The organism is Candidatus Amarobacter glycogenicus, assembly GCF_016704105.1.
Lineage (GTDB): Bacteria > Chloroflexota > Dehalococcoidia > Tepidiformales > Tepidiformaceae > Amarobacter > Amarobacter glycogenicus.
This window is the reverse complement of sequence record NZ_JADJAT010000004.1, coordinates 187,807-206,713: the sequence shown is the minus strand read 5'-3', so window position 1 is coordinate 206,713 and position 18,907 is coordinate 187,807. Positions and strand designations below refer to the sequence as shown.

Sequence of the window (18,907 nt, the reverse complement as noted above, 5' to 3'; positions counted from 1 at the left end):
GTTCTTCACTTTCGACGGCTATACTCCCGCACGCCGCAAATCCGCGGCGGAGGACTCTCTTTTGGCCAACTTCCTACTCATCTATCACGGTGGCGAGACCATGGAAAACGCCACCCCCGAACAGCAGCAGGCGACCATGCAGCAGTGGATGAACTGGTTCGCCGGGCTCGGGGCCGCTGTCGCCGACGGCGGTAACCCGATCAGCCGCGCCTGGACCATCTCGACTGACGGCACCACCGAAGACGGCGGCGCGAACCCGGCGACGGGTTACAGCGTCCTCACCGCCGACTCCATGCAGGCCGCCCTCGAAATGGCGAAGGGCTGCCCGCACCTCGCCTCCGGCGGCACCATCGAACTCGCCGAAACGTACAACGTCGGCCCATAGTCCGCAGCGGGTTTCGAGAGGCCGGCCCCTCGACAGGGTGCCGGCGTCCCGGACGCCACAATCAGCCGGCGGCCACTGCGGCGAGGTGCTCGTCCAGCCGGTCCATCGTCTCCGACATCCCCTCAACGACGCCCATGCCCAGGACCTGCTGCCGGTGCTCGCCGCTCGCGAAGATCGTCTTGTTTCGCACCAGGGTCGTCCCACCCCGGTCCACGAAATCGATTTCGGCGATCGCCTCCGGAGGGATCTCTGTACCGTCCTCGTCCGAGAAGTAGTCGGAGTAGACGAGGCGCGAAGACGGCATGATCTCCCGGTAGACTCCCTTCCCCCAGCCTTCTTCACCGGCCGGGCCACGCATGCGGTAGTGCCAGGCGCCCCCGACACGAAGGTCGACCGTGCAGTAGTCGATCGGCCAGGTGGGCGGCCCCCACCATTGCATCAGGCGGTCGCGTTCTGTCCATGCTTTGAAGACGAGCTCCCGGGGCGCGGCGAACTCCCGCTCGATGAGCAGTTCGCGTTCGCCCGCCGGTGTCGCCGTGGTCTTTGGATTAATCATGGTGGTCCTCCGGTGATTTGGCCCCTCTGGCCTGTGCTTCGCTCAGGTAGTCGTCCAACCGGTCGAACCGTTCCTCCCAGAGCAGCCGGTACCGCTCGATCCACTCCTCTGCGTCCTGCAGCGGCTCGGCCCGCAAGCGGCACGGCCGCCACTGGGCGTCCCGCCCCCGCGAGATGAGCTTCGCGCGCTCGAGCACCTTCAGGTGTTTCGAAATTGCAGGCAGCGTCATCGTGAACGGCGCTGCGAGCTCCGTCACCGAAGCCTCACCGCCCGCGAGCCGGGCGAGGATCGCCCGCCGCGTCGGGTCGGCAAGTGCGGAGAACGTCAGGCTAAGCTGGTCGGCGGTCATTGGAGACTCATTTTACCGATTGGTTAACTAACCATGTGGTAAACTACGACGCACGCGGACGGATGTCAACACGCTCGCGATCGCGTTCAGCCGAACGGCGGCGGCCGCTATACTCCTCGTAATGCCGCGTTCCTTTTCCGCACTCGTCCGGGGCATCGCGCTCCTCCCTGTAGCCGTCGTGTCGTTCGCAAGCCCGGCGCTCCGCACCGGCGACCAGGAAGCGCTCGCCGCGAGCAGCCCGGTCGACTTCGTCGTCGAAAACCTGGACGGTTCGCAGTTCGTCTACGTCGTCTTCCACGCCCTCGACCGCGATGGCTTCTGTAGCCCGCCCGAAGGCGCCGTGAGCCTCCATCCGGTGCTCGACATACCGGTCGACTTCGTCATCGAGGCTGGCGACGGCGTCATCATCGAGACAAGCGATGGCTCCGCCGGGTTCGGCCGTAGCGCGACGGGGGTCAAGACTTTCTCGACGGCGGTAAACGCGGCATCGGCCAGCCCCGTGCGCGCCTTCGCCCCGCTCGTCACCGGTCTGACCGATGAATGCCAGGCATGGATCAAGGTTTCCCAGAGCATCCCTGGACCGCTGCGCGTGCTGGTGACCGTCCCGAGCGATGACGGGGCCGGCGAACTTACGTTCCTTGCCGATCTCGAACGCCCGGCGACCATAGATGTCACGCTCAATTTCCGCTGGAGCCTGGTTACCTGGCACGGCGCCGACACGACCGCCCCCGCCAGCGCCTTGCTCGGCGCGGGCGGAACCTCCGACATCACCGGCAAGGTCACGGCGATCTACGGCTGGGACGCTGCAACGCAAACATGGCGTGCCTACTTCCCCGCTGGGGCGGGCGTCCCAGGCGCAAACGACCTCACCGCCCTGAGAGCGGGCGCCGCCTACTGGGTGGCAATCACCGGCCCCGGCCCGGTCACCTGGTCGATCGCTGAAACCCCCTGAGGCCCGCCGAAGACGCACCCCCCATCTCGATCCACTGGCGTTCGGGGGCGGAGAGGAAGACACTTCCGCTCGCGGGAGATAGAACAATGAAGATCGTCGTCCTCGGGAACAGCGCCACCGCTGGCGAAGGCCTGGCCGACCGGTCGCTCGCCTGGCCGTTCGTCGTTGGCCGGTCGCTCGAAGCGGAGTTCGGCACTCCAGTCGAAGTGGAAAACGTCACCGTCTTCGCAAAGGGTCCGAAAGCCGTCGACGTCGCGCTCTCCAGGGTAGAGGCGGCAAACCCGGACCTCGTCGTCATCTCGCTCGGCTCCTACATTTGTGCGATCCGCGTCGTCGCCGAGCAGGTGCGCCATCTCTTCGGCGAGCGCGCACGTAACCGGTATGTGCGCCTCGAACGTCGCTTCGACCGAAAGACGGCGTCGGGCTCCACCGCCAGCAAAACGACGAACCGCGCCGCGCGTTCTGTCCTCCACCGCATCATCGGCGGGCGCACCCTCGCGACCGTCCCCGAGGTCGCGGCAGTCTGGGAAGAAGTCCTGCACCGGCTCGCCCGCTTCGAAGGCATGCAGGTCGTGGTCTTCTCCGACCCGAACTGGCCGGACCGGGTCGCTCGTGCGAACAAGGGCGCCCAGGCGGCCCTGGACGAACTGCGGCTCCGGGTGAAGACTGTCGCCGATTCCCACCACTTCCCCTGGGCCTCCGCCCAGGACCTCTACGGCGTCGCGCCCGACCGCGAGGCTCTCTACCTGCTCGATGGCGTCCACAAGTCTGTCGAAGGCCACCGTGTCCAGGCACAGGCAGTCCTGGATGTCCTGCGCGCCCAGGTGCAGGCCCGCGAGTCCGCGGCGCCGCGCTGACCCGGTCGCCAGCTTCGCTCCGCTGTGTCACCATGCGCCCCTGTCACTTCATGAGGGCTCCCTCTGTTGAAAATGCTCATCATCGGCTCCAGCGATACAAGGGGCGCCACCCTGCCGGACCCCTCGCAGGCATGGCCCAACCTCGTGGCCGCTGAACTGACGCGGGTGCTCGGCGAACCCGTCGACTTCGTCGACCTTCCACTCGTGCCCGTCGGCCCCAGGGCGGTGCCCCGAGTCGAATCTGCCCTCGACAGAGAGCACCCGGACATCGTCGTATGCTCCGCGGGCGCCTACCAGTTCATCGTCGGGACTGTGGGGTTGCGCGTCCGGCGACGTTACGGCGAACGCGCCTACCGGTGGTTTCGCAAACTCGAAACCGGGTTCGAGCGAAAGACCGCAAGCCCTTCCGGTGGCCCTGCGCGCACCAACCACGCCGCACGTTGGCTCGCCCGGCGCGTCATCGGCGCAGAAGCCCCCTCGACGAAGGAGGAAGTCACCCGGGTCCAGACCGAAATGTTCCACAAACTGTCCCAGCGCGAAGGCCTGATCGTTGTCCTCCTCACCACACCTCCTATCGGCGAGTCCCTCGAGAAGGAGAACAAAGGTGCCAACAGGCTCCTCACCGAACACCAGGAACGCATGGGAGCCGTCGCACGGAGCCACCACTTCCTCATCGCTGACTGCCGCCCCGGGTTCGCCGCAGCCGCGAAGGTAGCCCTCCGTCACTCAGATGGCGTCCACAAGGGCGCCACCGGACATCGCATCCAGGCCGATGCCATCCTCAGCGCCCTCCTCGGCTCCCCTTCGCCTCTCGCGCCCGGCGAACCAGCGCCACCTGCCTCCGCCCCGGGGCGAACTGGCGCGTAGACTGGGCTCGATGGTCATCCACGGCACCTGCCACCCCCGGTTCGCGCCCGTCCGCGAAGCCTTCGAACGCAATCTCCGCGACCACAACGAAATCGGCGCCGCTGTTGCCGTGGCCCTCGATGGCGAACTCGTCGTCGACCTCTGGGCCGGCTGGCAGGACCATGCCCGCACGCTGCCGTGGACGCAAGACACCATCGTCAACGTCTGGTCGGTCGGTAAGGCCGTGACGGCCGTCTGTCTCCTCCGCCTGGTCGAGCGCGGCCTCGTCGAACTCGATGCGCCCGTCGCCCGGTATTGGCCCGAATTCGCCCAGGCCGGCAAGAGCGCGATCTCCGTCCGTACCCTGATGAGCCACCAGGCTGGCCTCCAGGCCGTGGCCAGGCCGCTGCCGCCTGGCTACAACCTCACCGACTGGGACGGCATGTGTGCGGCGCTCGCGGCCCAACAACCGTGGTGGCCACCCGGTAGCCACTTCGGCTACCACACCAATACCTTCGGGTTCCTCCTCGGCGAGATCGTCCGCCGCGTCGATGGCCGCAGCATCGACCGGTTCCTCCAGGAGGAGCTGTCACAACCGCTCGGCATCGATTTTCACTTCGGCTTCGGGCCTGAACTGGATGCGCGGACGGCGGAGTGGATCCCTTATCAGCGTGCCGAAGGCGAACCCAACGACCGCCCCTGGCTCGAACGCGACCCGGCAACGCTCCAGGGCATCGAACTGGCCCGCCTGCTCGCCTATCGCAACCCGCCACCGCACCCCGAGGGCGGCACGAACACCCGCCTGTGGCGCGCCTCCGTCTACCCATCGACCAGCGGCCACGGAAACGCCCGCGCCATCGCCACGATCTTCGGAGGCATGTCTGCGGCGGGAGAATGGCATGGGCACCACATCCTTGGTGAAGCCACCCGGGACGAGGCGATCCAGATCCACGCGGACGGAGAGGATGCCGTTCTCGGCCGGCCCAACCGCTTCGGGCTCGGGTTCCAGCTCACCAACCCGGGAATACGGCCCCTCGGCCCAGGCCAACGGTCTTTCGGTCATTACGGGAACGGGGCGATACTCGGCTTCGGCGACCCCGACGGCCGCATCGGCTTCGGCTACGTCTGCAACCGAGCGGGGCGTTCATGGCGTGACCCACGAAACATCGCCCTCGTCGATGCGCTCTACGCGTCGGTCTAGCAGCCGGAGCGCTGTCCTAGATATCTCCGGAGAACGTGTCGCATTTGTCCGGATCGCCGCTCTGGTAACCGGTCGTGAACCACGTCTTGCGTTGTTCCGAACTGCCGTGCGTCCAGGTGTCCGGGTTCACCTCCACACCGGCCTGCTTCTGCAGACGATCGTCTCCCACCGCGGCAGCTGCCGCGAGGCCCTCATCGATATCGCCGCGTTCGAGGATGACATTCTCGTAGGTGTTGTGCGCCCAAACGCCGGCCAGGCAGTCGGCCTGGAGTTCGAGCCTCACCGAGAGCTCGTTCGCCTCACTCGGCTTCGCCTGCTGCTCCTTGCGCACCGCAGCGCTGACACCGGTGATGTTCTGGACGTGGTGGCCCACCTCGTGCGCGATCACATATGCGGGCGCGAAGTCGCCCGGCGCCTTGTACTTCGTCGCCAGGTCATCCAGGAAAGAGAGGTCGAGATAGACCGACTTGTCGGCCGGGCAGTAGAACGGCCCGACTTCGCTGGGCGCGAAGCCACAGCCGCCTGTCTGGACGCCCTTTTCGAAGAGGATCAGTTTCGCCCGCTCGTACGTCCCACCGGCCTGCTTGAACTGCGCTTCCCAGCTGTCCTGGATGTCGTCCAGCACGTACCTCACCCACTCGACCGTATCCGCCTGTGGGTCCGGCGCTCCGGCCACGGCCGTGGAAAGCGAGTCTGTCGGTTGGACGCCGCCGGCCATCTTGCCAAGGATGTCGCCAAGCCCACCGTCGCCGGAACTGCCACCCATGAGCTGGCTGCCCCCGAGGAGCGCGAGGATAAGGGCGATGATGACTCCGGCAAGGCCCCCCTTCGCCCCACCGGGCAGGGCCATGCCTCCCCTGCCGACCGCCGCGCGAGTCTCCGCCCGCTTGTCGATGACATCGTCGCTGATCGTACCGCCGCGCCGGATCTTCATGCGGCCAGTGTAGAGGAATTCGATCCCACGAGCCTCATCCCGCCGCCCGGCCCTGCGAGGCCCGTCGCCGGAGTGATTCCATCCTTTACACTCGGGCCATGGCGTTCACCTGCGGCACCTGCTCGCGCGAGTTCACCCTCCCGTCGGCGGTCCTTGCGAAGTACCCGAACTGGACCCCGAAGCAGTGCATGGACTGCCGCGACAAACCGTCTCCTGCCGGCCCGGCCAAAGCCGCGAAGCCAAAATCGAAAGGCTCGTCCGTCACCCGGACGCAGGACCTCACGACCGCTGAGGTCCTCGCTCGTTTCGATGGAGGCCCCGCCCACGGCGTCTTCACCGACGGCTCGTCCCGGCCCAATCCCGGCCCCGGCGGCTGGGGAGCCGTCTTCGTCCGGGACAACGCGGTCATCGAACAGCGCCACGGCGCCGACCCCTGGACAACCAACAACCGCATGGAGCTCACCGCTCTGATTGCGGGTCTGGAAATGGCCCCGCCCGCGGAGTCCGTCATCGTCTTTTCGGATAGCCAGCTCGTCGTGAATACGCTCACGAAATGGGCCAGGGGCTGGGAAGGCCGCGGCTGGAAGCGAAAGGAAGGCGAGATCGCCAACCTGGACCTCGTCAAGCGCGCTTGGGATCTCGTCCAGCAACGGCCGAACGCCCGCATCGAGTGGATCCGCGCCCACGACGGCTCGCGCTGGAACGAATATGCCGATGCCTTATCGACAGCTCATCTCAGGTCTGAAGTCTGAACGGCTACTTGTCACCGTGTCGTAACCTAACTGCGCCTGTCTCCGTCACCGCCCCCGGCGAGAGACTTGGGCCATGGATCCAATGCCAGGCGAAAGCAACCGGATAGACAGCCGCGAACTGCGCGAAATCCTCCTTGAAGTGGCCGAGACCCTCGAGGCGGTGATCATTGCCCTGCAGGCGGAACGCACCGGCGCCGAGCCTGGCTACGTCATTCGCGAGGCAGTCCGCCGCGTCGTCCTCCTCCGCCAACATCTCGATGCGCCGGGCGGCGAAGCTATCTGACAGCTCCCGCGACCGCGCCCAATGGGCTCACTATCGCTCGCCGCGGAGCAGCCACGTCCCGTTCTCACATCTCCTGTACATTCAGACACATGGGTTCCTGGTTCCGTGACACCTTCGCCGCGTTAGCGGAGCGCAACTTCCGCATCCTTTGGACGGGCTCGCTTCTCGCCTTCATCGCGTTCTTCATGTCGACCGTCGTCCAGAGCGTTGTGGCGTTCGACCTGAGTGGAAACAACCGCGCTGTCGGTTTTGTCGTTTTCGCCCAGGGCATCGCCCAGCTCGCGCTCGGCCCACTGGGTGGGGCACTCGCTGACCGGCTCTCGAAGAAGGCGGTCATCCTCGCCTGCCAGACCACCATCTTTTCTGCCTTTGTGGCCCTTGGCCTCCTCGTCGCCACCGATGTCATCACGATCGGCTACCTCGCCGGCGGTTCGTTCGTCATCGGTGTAGCTTTCTCGTTCCTCGGTCCATCACGCCAGGCGTTCATGCTCGAACTGGTCGATGGAGACCGCCGGGGGAACGCCGTGGCCCTCAGCCAGGTTGCCTTGAATGCCTCACGAATCGTCGCCCCCCTGGTCGCCGGCGCGATGCTTGCCGTGGGCTTCCTCGGCGCGGCGGGCGCGTTTCTCGGCATGGGCGTGCTCTACGTCGGCGCCATCGTCTGCACCATCGTCCTTCCGCCGTCCCGGACACCTTCCGGTACCAGCCGCAGCGTCCTCGGCGATATCGCCAGCGGTCTCGCCTACGTCCGCGACCACGCCAGGCTCAGGCGCCTCGTGCTCTCCTACGTGCTTGTCATCATGTTCGGGTTCACCTACGTGACGCTCCTGCCGGGCCTGGTTGAGAACGAACTCCACCGCGACGCGAAGAGCATCACCCTCCTCCTCGGTGTGAACGCCGTCGGGGGTCTCGGCGCTAGCATCGGCGTCGCCTCGCGGGCCGATTCAAGGCACGCGCGCACGATCTACACGGTGATGTGCCTGATCTTCGGCCTGTCGCTGCTCGCGCAGGGGTTCGCCCCCAGCTACGCCTTCCTCGCCGTCGCCATGTTCTTCGGAGGGCTGGGAGCCGGGGGGTTCCAGACGCTCAACGGCGCAATTGTGAGCCACATCACCGAGCCCGAGTACTTCGGGCGAGTTGTGTCCCTCACTTTCCTCGCGTTCGCTGCTTCGAGCATCTTCGCGCTTCCCGTCGGCTTCCTCGCGGATGCCATCGGTGAGCGCCCGACAATCTGGATCACCGGGAGCATCGTCACGGCCGCAACAGCGATGTTCTGGCTTCTCGAGCGCGCCGCGGAGTCAGATTCGGTGCCCGTCCCGGCAGCAGCCACCGCGGGAGACTGACTCCGGCCCCGAACTGGCGCCGACTCCTCTTCAAAGCACGAAGCCCGCGCCAGCCTCCCTCAGCCGCTTTCGGCGGGACTGGAAGTCCGGCAGCATCCGCGCGACTTCTTGCCAGAATGCCTGCTGGTGGTTCCGGTGCCGCAAGTGCGCGATCTCGTGGACAACGACGTATTCGGCAAGGTCCGGCGCTCCGAGGACGAGCCGCCAGTTGAGACGGATGGTCCCATCAGGCCCGCAACTTCCCCATCGCGACTTCTGGTCTCGAACCATGAGCGCCCGGGGCACAAGTCCGGATTCGGAAGACCAATGCCGTGCGAACTCCCCGAACAACTCAGCAGCCCGGTCGCGGTACCAGGCTGCCAGGATCCTCCGAGCTTTCTCCCGGCGCGCCTCCGCGTCCATCGCTTCCGGGACATGCACTACGAGTTCGTCGCCTTCGACGGCCGCTCGCGAACGCCTGCCGGCCACCGGTACCACCCGAAGCCGCATCTCTCGCCCCAGGTACGGCAGAGTCTCGCCATCCTCAAAAGTACGGCGGGGCTGCAAAGCCGCCGAGTCTAGCCGCTGCAGGATCCACGAACGCCGCAACTCGACCATGCGCGCGACTTCCGCCTGGGTCGTGCGCATGGGAGCGCGCACGACAACGACGCCGCTATCCACTCCAATGGCAATCGTCCGCCGCCGCCGGGCACTCCGCACGACCTGCAGCGGGATCTCTCTGCCGTCAAGATGGACCGACGTTGCCTGCGGGCGCTGCGCCATCGGCACATCGTGATGCGGCGGGGTGGTTCGGGGAAGGAACCTCGTGGACTACGCCGTTACATGTTCGACCATCGCGGACGGCGGCGGCACCGGCAGGCCGTCTTCCCTGAGTCCTACGACGTGAAACCTGATCGCCTCGCGGATCGCGAGCTCCACTTCCGCGAGGCTATCGCCAACCGCGACGCACCCGGGGAGATCGGGAACGTAGGCGGAGTAGTTGCCCGGCGCCTTCTCTATCACAACCGCGTACCGCATCAGCCATCACCTCGCCGGATCCCTGCCTGTTTCAAGATGCTCCCAAGTGTGCCTTTCACTGCGCGGCCGCGGCCAGCAGCTCGCGGGCAGCCTGCAACCCGGCCTCGCCTGTCCCTCCCAGCATCGCCGCCAGCTCTTCCACCCGTGCGCCGCCATCGACGACGGCGATCTCGGACCAGGTCCGTTCGCCGTCGGTCTGCTTCGAAACGACAACGTGGCGGTCACCGAAAGCGGCCACCTGCGGCAGGTGCGTGATGCACAAGACCTGGTGCTTCGCGGCCAACCTCCGAAGCGCCCGGCCAACAACCGCGCCCGTCCGGCCACCAACACCTTCGTCCACTTCGTCCAGCACTTCGAGCCGGCCCGACCCTGCGCTGCCGAGCGCCGTCGTCAGGGCGAGCAGGAAGCGCGAAGTCTCGCCGCCGCTGGCCACCGCCGAAAGCGGTCGGGGGCTTTCGCCGGCGTTGAACGAGACCAGGAACTCCACCCGGTCGACCCCGGCCTCGGTGAAAGCGACGCCATGCAGCTCGCCTTCCCCGGCCAGCGGGCTCCGCGTGATGACAATCTCGTAGTCAGGCACCGCCACCAGCGGGCCCGCCGCGTCGTCTTCGCACGCGAACCCCACGCTGAGCACCGCCTGGCCCATGGACAACGATTCCAGCTCTTCCGAGATGGCTCGCACGAGGTCGCCGGCGGCCGCCCGGCGCGCCCGCGAAAGGTCTGTCGCCTGTTCGCCAAGCCGCCCGAGGAGCGACGCCTCCTTCGCGCGCAGTCCGTCCAGCGAAGCACCCTCGCCGGTCAGTCCGGCCAGCCGGCGCGCGGCATCCTCGCCGTAGCGCAGCACATCCTCAACGGTCTCGCCGTACTTCCGGCAAAGCCGCGCTATCCGGTCCAGCCGCTCCCCCGCTGCCGCCAGCCGCTCGGGGTCCTCCTCGAGGCTCTCCCGGTAGCGTCGCAACGTGCGCGAGAGCTCCCCGGCGGTTGACTCCAGTGTCGCCGCCAGCTCGGCCACGTCGCTCGCGCCAGGGTCGCGCTGCGCCAGGTCGCCCGTGGCCCGCACCACTTCGCCTAGCGCCGCCGAATCCAGGGCTTCCAGCGCCACAGCCACGTCTTCGAGCAGTCGCCGTGCGTTCCCGAGCACGCTCTGCTCCCGCCGGAGCTCCTCGGCTTCGCCCGGGCGCAGCGCGGCGCCATCGATCTCCTCTGTCTCGAACCGCAGCTGCTCCACCAGCCGCTCACGCTCGCGCGCGTCGGTCGCCAGGCTTCCCAGCTGGCGGCGCACTTCCCGAAGCTCCCGCACCGTCCGCGAGACCGCCTCGCGTTCGCCCGAAAGCCCGGCAAACTCGTCCAGGACCGCCAGCTGCACCCGCGGCGAAAGGATCGCCAGCTGCTCCGACTGCCCGTGGATGTCGACGAAGCCCTCGGCCAGCGCCCTCAGGTCCTCCACCGTCGCCGGTTCGCCATCGATGCGCGCAGAAGTCCGCCCGCTGAGCGCGATCGTCCGTTCGAGCACGCGCCCGCCGACGTGGGCCCGCACCGTCGCTCTTTCAGCCCCGCTCGCGATGACTTCCCGCCCCCGCCGCGCACCGAACACGAACGCCAGCGCATCGACCACCAGCGACTTGCCCGCTCCCGTTTCGCCCGTGAACACCGTCAGGCCCGCGCCGGGCTCTATCACGACCGAGCGCGCGACCGCGAAGTCCGCTATTTCGAGGCGGTCAAGCACCCGGGCTCATCGCGCTCGAAAGTTGCCCTTCGAGCCGTTCCGCGAGGTCTGAATAGAACGTCTGCGGCGCCCTGAATCGCACGAACCGCGTGATGTGCTCGCTCTGGTGCACGAACACCCGCACCCCCGATGCGACCGGCACTTCGTCCTGCCCGTCGATGCTCACGATAGCGCCGCTATCGCTCGTCACTTCGAGTTCCACGACCGAGGCCGGCTGCAGCACCAGGCTTCGCCCCAGCGCCAGGTGCGCCGAGACAGGCGTCATCACCAGGTGGTGCTCCGTCGGCGCCAGGATTGGCCCGCCCGCGCTCAGCGAATACCCCGTGCTCCCTGTCGGCGTCGCCACGATGATCCCGTCGCAGCGGTAGTTCGCCAGCCGCGCCCCATCGATCCGCACGTCCACGTATACCGGCCGCCCCGGGAGGCTCCGGCTCACCACGATGTCGTTCAGCCCGTGCGCCTCGAAATTCCGCCCTGCAGGGTCCCGCACGTCGCAGCGCACCATGATTCGCTCCTCCAGCCGCCAGTCCTCCGCCACGATCCTTTCGACGTTGTTGAAGCAGTCCCGCGGCGACATATCCGTCAGGAAACCCAGCCGCCCCATGTTCACCCCGAACAGCGGGATCCCTCGAGGCACCACCCGCCGCGCCGAACGCAACACCGTCCCGTCCCCCCCGATGCAGCACACCAGGCCCGCCTTGTCCAGCTCCGGGAACGGCTCCTCCGACCACGCATCCTGCACAGCCGTCGCCACCCCGGCACGCTCGAGTTCGCGCGCAAGCTGGCTCGCGAACGCCGCCGCACCCTCGCTCTTTGGCGCATGGAACACCACCGCGTTCTTCAGCACCACACCGCGCCCCCCGCCGAGTTTCGAATCACCAACTTCGAATGTCGCCAGCCCGAACGTCGGACCTGGCGTTCACGGCACACTTCGAAACTCGTCATTCGAAACTCTCCGTGTCTCCGTGGACAGGTCCTTCTGGGCCTCCGGGGGTTCGTACGTGCACCAGGTACTCCGTGTTGCCATCGCCTCCGCGAATTGGCGACGCAATCATGCCATACAGGGGCCATCCGTTGCCCTCAAGCCACTCGACGAACTCCCGGCGCACCCGTTCCAGCACCGCCTCGTCCTTGATCACCCCGCCCCGAGGCACATCCTTCGGCCCCGCCTCGAACTGCGGCTTCAGCAACACCACCCCCTCCGTCCCGGGCCCCAACCGCGAAGCCACACTCGGCAACACCTTCCGCAGCGAGATAAACGAAAGGTCGGCCACGAACAGGGAGATGAAAGATGAAGGATCCAAGATGAAAGTCCCCTCGCCCTCGCCCTCGTCTTGCTCTTTCCTCTTTTCTCTTTCCTCGTTCCTCTCGAGCTCGGGCAAATCCCGGGCGTTCGTCTGCTCCAGCAGCACCACCCGAAGGTCCTCCCGGAGCCGCTGGTGCAACTGCGCCCGCCCCACATCCACCGCGATCACCCGCGACGCCCCGTGCTGCAACAAACAGTCTGTGAACCCGCCCGTCGAAGCCCCCAGGTCCAGGCACACCCGTCCCGCCGGGTCCACCCCAAACGCCGAAAGCGCCCCCTCCAGCTTCAACCCCCCGCGCGACACATACCGCTCCGGCTCCGAAACCGAAAGCTCCGCATCCTCCGCCACCATCTGCGAAGCCTTCACGAACGTCAGCGTCCCCGAACGCACCCGCCCCGCCGAAACCAAACGTTGAGCCTGCTCGCGTGTGTCTGCGAGACCTCGCTCAACAAGCGCAACATCAACCCGGACCTTCGCCACACCGCGATCCTAACCCCTATCGCCCATCGCCTACCGCCTAACCTCTATCGCCTATCCCCTAACCTCTAATCCCTATCGCCTAACCCCTATCGCCTATACCCTACCCATGGCTATGTTCATCCGCCCGCCCGCTCGCGACGCCCCTTGCTCCCGCGCCGGGGGCCACCGGGGTTCCGCACACGGTCGCCCCACACCAACCCTCCCCGCCCATCGTCGAACGACTGGGGTCGCGGGGCTCGGCCCCCGCTTAAGCCGAATCACATCTGCGATTCCCCGCGGTCGCACGAAGCCCACGACCGGCCAGGCGCCGCGACGCGAACGCCGAGAGCGTCGTCCTAGCCCCAGGCTCTTCCGGATCTCGGGCGAAGGCACGACAATTGTCACCGACGGCAATATGCTCTCGCCGTGCAAAGTGAAGCCCGCCTGCGTGCAATTGAGCGAGCTACGAACCTCCCATTGCTCCTCCTCGCCTTGGTCATGGTTCCGCTTCTGCTCTTGCCGCTCGTCGGTGACTTCCCGGAAGGCGTCGAACGGCTGTTTCTGGCTGCAGACTGGTTCATTTGGGCTGCCTTTGCGGTCGACTACGGCGTCAAATTCGCCGTGGCGCCACGCCGTATCCAATACGTCCGCGATCACCCTCTGGAGGGGGCCATGGTCGTGTTGCCCTTCCTGAGGCCGCTTCGGCTCGCGCGATTCCTAAGACTGGCACGCGCGGCAACAGCACTCGGCATCAACGTCACGATCTTGCGAGACCTGGCGCGGCAGCGCGGAACGAAGTTGATGGTCGCCGCCGTATTGGGATGCCTCGTCGCCGGCGCGGGAGGTGTGTTTTTCGTCGAGCGCGACGAAAGAGGCGCGAACATCCAGACGTTCGGCGATGCTATCTGGTGGGCTGCAACAACAATGACCACCGTTGGCTACGGCGACTTCTACCCCGTCACCGACGAAGGCCGTGGAATCGCTGTGGCCCTTATGCTTTTCGGGATCGCCTCTTTGACGGCGCTTACAGCCACCATCGCTGCGATGCTCGTTCGCGAACACGAAGAAGTCGACCGCGCCAGCACCGCAGACTTGGCCGACGAGATTCGAGCATTACGCGGTGAGGTCGAGAAGCTGAGGGACACAATCGAGACTGAACGCGGTATCGATTGAATCCACGGCCGCGCCTCTGAAACATGCTCCATCAGTCGTCGTAATAGCTCACGAGCTGTCCGGTGCAGTTGTACAGGGCGGCGTCGTCATCCTCGGAATTGCTCCACTGGTTCGCCGATGTCCACCAGAGCTGGCTCGGGGAATTTGCGAATTCGGGCGTACCGGACCGAACCTGGACGGTTCCCGTCAGCGTGAAGTTCGCCGGGAAGTCGAACCGCTGATTCCCTCGCACGCTAATCACGTACCACCCCGTCAAGTTCCCTGATCCCGAGACGGTCACGACCTCCGAGTATTTGTCGAGAGCGGTGATCGCTGCCGAGGCAGCCCCGCAGGCGCCGCCGACTGTCGGAGTAGGCGTGGCGGTTCCTGGAGGTGTCGGGGACGGGCTGGCTGTCGACGTCGGGGACTGCACAGGAGTTGGCGTTCCCGGCACTCCGAGCCCTCCACAAATGGGCCAGAGACCGCGACCGTGTGCTTTGGCTTCCTGCTCCGCCGCTTCCATCCGAGCGAGGTACTTCACATCGGGAGGGTAGATCCCGACCGCGGCGTAGCCTTCGCGGACCAGGTGTTCGTTGAATAGTTCTCCGTCGACCCAAATGTAGCGCAGGAGGCGACCGAAGCTGTCCGTTTCGGACTTGTCCTTCTCAAGACCGACTTGGCGGTTCAACAGTCTCTCCGTTGTGTGGGCCGCAGCCTGCTTGCCGAAGCATTCGCCGGGACTGATCTCGGGGGTGTTGACGAGGATGAGCCGGATGCGGCCAGCGGCCGCGCAGCCATTCACATCGACGGTGTCGCCATCGACGATGTGCGAGACGATGCAGAGCGTCAGGTTGGTTGGGGTCGAGAGCGGCGCGGTCGTTGGAGTCTGGGGGAACGTCCCGGAATCCGCGGCGAGCTGCGGCAGCCTCGCCCTCAGCGGGAAGTCCGAAGCATTCGTTGGGCGGCCCGCCGCGAGGAGGGAACCGAGCCCGAGCCCAAGTCCCACCAAAGCTAGCGTTGTCGCGAGAGATCTGCCGTTCAAAGACCGCTCCGAGTGAGAAGTAGAAGCACTCTACTCCCGGGCGGCCGCGCCCTCATAGGTCGGAGCCGAAACACGACATCGATTGACGCCGTCTCCTATTGCAGCGGCTTCGGGACAGGCCTAGTGTCGAACCCAAAGAACGGCTTGGGTGAGTGCCATGACGAACAAACAACCACACCAGCACTCCAGCGCCCCCAACAAGCTCCGGCGCCACGCAGCTCTCAGCGCTGTGGTGCTCCTACTGCCGGTGTTCTGGTCCGCATGCGAAACCGCCACCGAGACGAGCCCGGCGGTTGCGGGGGAAACGGTGGTGCCGCTTTCTGGTACCACGGGAGTTCAAAGTCCAGCGGCAACCCTCGCGTTGCCAACCACCGCTGCCGCTCCTCAACATCGCAGTCCACCTCACCCGCAGCCGCTCCTGCGACAGCCGCCCCAACGACAGCGCCTGCAAGCGACGGGCGTACGTGGTACACCTCGTCGGCGAGCAACGCGCAGTACTACTACTGCGACCTCGACGACGGATGGAAGACCCTGAGCCAGTCAAATCTCCGGGCGTATGGCTCCGAAGCTGCACTCAAAGCGGCGTGGGGTAACTCCCGAGTCAAGCACTCCGCATCGAAGTGCTAGCCAACCGCTCCCTCCAGCCGTTCCTCGCGCACCATCCCCGCTCCCCCTCCAATCCGCCGCAAGCTCCCCCTCTCCCAAGCCTCGGAGAGGGGGCGGGGGGTGAGGGACCGCACCCGCAACCACAGCCACACGAACCGCGAGCGCGAGCGACCGGCCCTCCCACCCTCCAGGCCGCAGGCCGCCGAGGGCCGTCAAGCCACGACCGCCGTCGACACGCGAACACTCCCCCTCTCCCAAGCCTGGGAGAGGGGGGCCGGGGGGTGAGGGACCGCAGCTCGCGCCCTTTCCTCTTTCTCCTTTCCTCTTTCCTCTGGCTCGGTGCGGGGTGAGGGACACCCGCCCCTTCCACCTCCCCCGCCCCACCACGCAACCTCTCCATACACGTCCGTCCCGCGAGGAGAGGCAACATGCACGACCAAACACGGACCCGGCCCATGACCACCCACGCGCCGTCCCCAACCCGACAACTGCGCGCCGCATCACACCCCGAAGACACCTCCGAAGACACCTCACAAAACCCCCGGCCTCGAATCTACCGCGGTGTCTTAAGGTGTCTTGAAGACACCAAAAAAAAGTCCCCGAACTCCAGGGGCAACCAACTCCAAAACCCCCCTCTCCCAGACCTGGGAGAGGGGCCGGGGGTGAGGGACGGTTGCTCGTTTCCCTTTCCTCTTTCCTCTTTTCTCCTTCGTCTTTCCTCTTTCCGCTCTCTCGTTCAACAATTCGCAGGTGACTCCCCCCGAACGCGTCCAGCAGGCCCTCGCTGCCCTCGGCCTCCCCGGCCGCGTCCGCGTCTTCGATGAAGCGAGCACCCACACCGCCCAGGAAGCCGCCGACGCCGTCGGCTGCCAGCTCGGACAGATCGTCAAGACCCTCTTCTTCATGGCCGAAGGACGCCCGACCATGGCCCTCGTCGCCGGCGACCGCCAGGTCGATACCTCCGCCCTCGCCGAACTCGTCGGAGTCGGCCGCAAGAAGCTCAAGATGGGCACCCCGGATGAGGTGCGCGACACCACCGGCTACGAAGTTGGCGGCGTCGCCCCCGTCGGCTGGCCCCAGCCCTGCGACACCATCGCCGATGAGAGCCTCCAGCGCTTCGATGACATCTGGGCCGCCGCCGGCGCGCCAAACGCCGTCTTCCCCGCACGCACCACGGAGCTCGCCCTCGCCGTCAACGCCCAGTGGGCCCGCATCGTGAAGGACCCGGCATGAGCACCACCGCGGACGCACCGGCCGCCACCGCACAGCGTTCCGTCGTCCCGGCCCTCATCGCCGCCATGCGGCCGTACCAGTGGCCCAAGAACGTCATCGTCTTCGCCGCCCTCATCTTCACCACCGGCGATGCCTGGCAGCCGCGGGACCTCGATAGCCTCTGGCCGCTCCTCTGGCGCACGTGCGCGCTCTTCGGCCTGTGGAGTCTTGCCGCCAGCGCCACCTACCTCCTGAACGACGTCCGCGACCGCGAGAACGACCGCCTCCACCCGCGCAAGGCTCGCCGGCCCATCGCCAGCGGCGAAGTCAGCGTCGGGCTCGCACTCGCCGTCGCAGCCGTCCTCACAGCCGTCGCCCTCCCGCTCACCTTCCTGCTCGATACCACGGCGGCGCTCATCCTCGCCGGCTACTCCGCCCTCATGGTCGCCTACAGCTTCGGCCTCAAGACGGTCGCCATCCTCGATATCATCATCCTCACCGGTGGCGTCGTCGCCCGTGCCGCCGCCGGCGCAACCGCCATCGATGTCGACATCTCGCCCTGGCTCTACGTCTGTTCGAGCTTCGCGGCGCTCTTCTTCGCGACCTCGAAGCGCTGGGCCGAGTACCGCCAGCTTGGCCCGGAAGCGGCGCGCCACCGCCCCGCGCTCGAAGGCTACTCCGGCGACGTGCTCGGCCAGATGCTGACCATCACGGCCGGCGGCGCCCTGCTCTCCTACGCGCTCTACACCATCGAATCGGCCCGCGTGCCAACGAACGGCTCGATGGCCCTCACGCTGCCGTTCGTCGCCTTCGGGCTCTTCCGCTACCTGCTCCTGCTCAACGGCGAACGCAAGACCGACGCCCCGGACCGCATCCTCTTCACCGACCCCCAGCTCCTGCTGGCGGTGGCCGGGTTCGTCATCACGGCGCTGGCGGTCCTGGCTTCGAACTGAGGCCCGCGGCGCCTAGTGGCCGGTCCCCAGGGGGGCGCCCGCAAGCTCCGGGTGGCCTGACCATGCCCAGCCGTACATCGTCTTGCTCACGCCCATCAGCATGCCGAACAGCGCCTGCGGGTGGATGAACAGGTTGGTGCCGTCCGGCCGGCCCTCGCCCGGCGAGTAGCGCAGGTGGTTGGCCTCCAGGCGGGCCTGCATGGCGAACACGTCGTCGGTCTCGATGTAGCACATGTAGAGCGAGTCGCCGCGCTTCCTGTAGAAGCGGTCCATCGCGCCGCTGCCCTCGTACGTCGTCACCACCTCCACCCGGTCGAGCCGGTTCGGGGGGTCGAACAGGGTGAGCGTGCCCTGGTAGCCGTAGAGCTTGGAACCGATAGGGCAGTACTTCGAGTCATCCAGGGAGAACAGGTCGGTGTAGTAGGCCGTCGCCGCTTCCCAGTCCCCAACGGGGTTGGTCACCTCGTACACGCAGCGGATGTGCCCGGTGTAGCCGCGGCCCGCCGGCGAAGGGTCCTCGGTGAGCACGATCGGCATCCCGAAGCGAGTCTCGCCAAGGTAGAGCCGCCCGCCTTCCTCGACAGTCGGGCAACCCTTGTCCGCGAGCCGCTTCGCCAGCGCCGTGAGGTCGGGAGTCGAGAAGCCGGCGCCGTACAGGCCCTGGCCCCAGCGGTCGCGGAAGTCCTGGATCGGCCCGGGCCCGGCCGGTTCGAGGAACTCGAAGAGCGAGCGTCCCGCCTGCACGGTCGTCCGGTGGGCGTTCAGGTGGCGCGAGCCGTCCTCGGCCAGCTGTTCAGCGCCGAACACGGCCTGCCAGCGTGCGACGGCCTCCTTGCGGTCAGGTACAACCATCTGGATGCGGTCGACGTAGCTGAGCATGCGAACCCCCGGTTGCCTGTTGGCGCTGGCGGGGAGTATGCGCGAGTCCGCCGTGTTGGACAAAGGGCGCCAACGAGAGACGCCCCGCAAACAGCG

21 protein-coding genes are annotated in these 18,907 nt (G+C 66.8%); 11 read left to right on the top strand and 10 right to left on the bottom strand.

Going from position 1 to position 18,907, the window contains the following annotated elements:
• Positions 1–61: 61 nt before the first annotated feature.
• Positions 62–385: a hypothetical protein gene (locus IPG14_RS08375; protein WP_343391493.1), complete on the top strand. Its 324-nt coding sequence runs from the start codon at positions 62–64 to the stop codon at positions 383–385.
• A 61-nt stretch (positions 386–446) separates the two neighbouring features.
• Here the strand turns inward: IPG14_RS08375 and IPG14_RS08370 are convergent, their stop codons facing one another.
• Both IPG14_RS08370 and IPG14_RS08365 read right to left on the bottom strand, forming a co-directional pair.
• Positions 447–941, bottom strand: a complete 495-nt coding sequence (locus tag IPG14_RS08370) for an SRPBCC domain-containing protein (RefSeq protein WP_343391492.1) — start codon at positions 939–941, stop codon at positions 447–449.
• Complete coding sequence (locus IPG14_RS08365; RefSeq protein WP_343391491.1) at positions 934–1,290, bottom strand: metalloregulator ArsR/SmtB family transcription factor; 357 nt, start codon at positions 1,288–1,290, stop codon at positions 934–936. Before IPG14_RS08365 ends, IPG14_RS08370 begins: the two co-directional genes overlap by 8 nt.
• A 121-nt stretch (positions 1,291–1,411) precedes the next feature.
• Here IPG14_RS08365 and IPG14_RS08360 point away from each other — a divergent pair, with 121 nt between their 5' ends.
• The 4 genes from IPG14_RS08360 to IPG14_RS08345 all read left to right on the top strand — a co-directional run bounded on the left by IPG14_RS08360 (position 1,412) and on the right by IPG14_RS08345 (position 5,146).
• Positions 1,412–2,242, top strand: a complete 831-nt coding sequence (locus IPG14_RS08360; protein ID WP_343391490.1) for a hypothetical protein — start codon at positions 1,412–1,414, stop codon at positions 2,240–2,242.
• An 86-nt stretch (positions 2,243–2,328) separates the two neighbouring features.
• Positions 2,329–3,099: a GDSL-type esterase/lipase family protein gene (locus IPG14_RS08355; protein WP_343391489.1), complete on the top strand. Its 771-nt coding sequence runs from the start codon at positions 2,329–2,331 to the stop codon at positions 3,097–3,099.
• A 66-nt stretch (positions 3,100–3,165) separates the two neighbouring features.
• On the top strand, positions 3,166–3,966 hold the full coding sequence (locus IPG14_RS08350) for a hypothetical protein (protein WP_343391488.1): 801 nt from the start codon (positions 3,166–3,168) through the stop codon (positions 3,964–3,966).
• A 10-nt stretch (positions 3,967–3,976) separates the two neighbouring features.
• Entirely contained in the window at positions 3,977–5,146 is a 1,170-nt protein-coding gene (locus IPG14_RS08345) for a serine hydrolase domain-containing protein (protein WP_343391487.1), read from the top strand.
• Between the two features lie 16 nt (positions 5,147–5,162).
• Here the strand turns inward: IPG14_RS08345 and IPG14_RS08340 are convergent, their stop codons facing one another.
• Complete coding sequence (locus tag IPG14_RS08340) at positions 5,163–6,080, bottom strand: neutral zinc metallopeptidase (RefSeq protein ID WP_343391486.1); 918 nt, start codon at positions 6,078–6,080, stop codon at positions 5,163–5,165.
• A 98-nt stretch (positions 6,081–6,178) separates the two neighbouring features.
• Between IPG14_RS08340 and IPG14_RS08335 the strand changes: the two genes are divergently transcribed.
• From IPG14_RS08335 to IPG14_RS08325, 3 genes are all read left to right on the top strand, one after another.
• Entirely contained in the window at positions 6,179–6,832 is a 654-nt protein-coding gene (locus IPG14_RS08335; RefSeq protein WP_343391485.1) for a ribonuclease H, read from the top strand.
• Between the two features lie 73 nt (positions 6,833–6,905).
• A complete protein-coding gene (locus tag IPG14_RS08330) occupies positions 6,906–7,115 on the top strand; it encodes a hypothetical protein (protein WP_343386777.1) in 210 nt (69 codons plus the stop codon).
• Between the two features lie 89 nt (positions 7,116–7,204).
• Positions 7,205–8,458 (top strand): MFS transporter, encoded by a 1,254-nt coding sequence (locus IPG14_RS08325; RefSeq protein ID WP_343386778.1) that lies wholly within the window; start codon positions 7,205–7,207, stop codon positions 8,456–8,458.
• Positions 8,459–8,488: 30 nt separating this feature from the next.
• Here IPG14_RS08325 and IPG14_RS08320 read toward each other — a convergent pair whose 3' ends face one another.
• The 5 genes from IPG14_RS08320 to IPG14_RS08300 form a co-directional block, all read right to left on the bottom strand.
• Entirely contained in the window at positions 8,489–9,220 is a 732-nt protein-coding gene (locus tag IPG14_RS08320) for a SprT family zinc-dependent metalloprotease (protein WP_343391484.1), read from the bottom strand.
• A 48-nt stretch (positions 9,221–9,268) separates the two neighbouring features.
• On the bottom strand, positions 9,269–9,475 hold the full coding sequence (locus IPG14_RS08315; protein ID WP_343391483.1) for a type II toxin-antitoxin system HicB family antitoxin: 207 nt from the start codon (positions 9,473–9,475) through the stop codon (positions 9,269–9,271).
• Between the two features lie 55 nt (positions 9,476–9,530).
• Complete coding sequence (locus IPG14_RS08310; RefSeq protein WP_343391482.1) at positions 9,531–11,201, bottom strand: DNA repair protein RecN; 1,671 nt, start codon at positions 11,199–11,201, stop codon at positions 9,531–9,533.
• Complete coding sequence (locus IPG14_RS08305) at positions 11,194–12,051, bottom strand: NAD(+)/NADH kinase (RefSeq protein ID WP_343391481.1); 858 nt, start codon at positions 12,049–12,051, stop codon at positions 11,194–11,196. The genes IPG14_RS08310 and IPG14_RS08305 overlap by 8 nt, the downstream gene beginning before the upstream one ends.
• Before the next feature lie 91 nt (positions 12,052–12,142).
• Positions 12,143–12,988 (bottom strand): TlyA family RNA methyltransferase, encoded by an 846-nt coding sequence (locus IPG14_RS08300; protein WP_343391480.1) that lies wholly within the window; start codon positions 12,986–12,988, stop codon positions 12,143–12,145.
• Between the two features lie 456 nt (positions 12,989–13,444).
• On the opposite strand from IPG14_RS08300, the gene IPG14_RS08295 reads away from it, so the two are divergent.
• Positions 13,445–14,140 (top strand): potassium channel family protein, encoded by a 696-nt coding sequence (locus IPG14_RS08295; RefSeq protein WP_343388936.1) that lies wholly within the window; start codon positions 13,445–13,447, stop codon positions 14,138–14,140.
• A 31-nt stretch (positions 14,141–14,171) separates the two neighbouring features.
• Here the strand turns inward: IPG14_RS08295 and IPG14_RS08290 are convergent, their stop codons facing one another.
• Positions 14,172–15,125 (bottom strand): thermonuclease family protein, encoded by a 954-nt coding sequence (locus tag IPG14_RS08290; protein WP_343391479.1) that lies wholly within the window; start codon positions 15,123–15,125, stop codon positions 14,172–14,174.
• Positions 15,126–16,517: 1,392 nt separating this feature from the next.
• On the opposite strand from IPG14_RS08290, the gene IPG14_RS08285 reads away from it, so the two are divergent.
• Both IPG14_RS08285 and IPG14_RS08280 read left to right on the top strand, forming a co-directional pair.
• Entirely contained in the window at positions 16,518–17,000 is a 483-nt protein-coding gene (locus IPG14_RS08285; RefSeq protein WP_343391478.1) for a YbaK/EbsC family protein, read from the top strand.
• The gene (locus IPG14_RS08280) at positions 16,997–17,932 is read left to right on the top strand and encodes a UbiA family prenyltransferase (protein WP_343386789.1); all 936 of its coding nucleotides are present in this window, start codon (positions 16,997–16,999) and stop codon (positions 17,930–17,932) included. Before IPG14_RS08285 ends, IPG14_RS08280 begins: the two co-directional genes overlap by 4 nt.
• Before the next feature lie 12 nt (positions 17,933–17,944).
• Here IPG14_RS08280 and IPG14_RS08275 read toward each other — a convergent pair whose 3' ends face one another.
• Positions 17,945–18,811, bottom strand: coding sequence for a VOC family protein (locus tag IPG14_RS08275; RefSeq protein WP_343391477.1), 867 nt, complete (start codon positions 18,809–18,811; stop codon positions 17,945–17,947).
• Between the last annotated feature and the right edge of the window lie 96 nt (positions 18,812–18,907).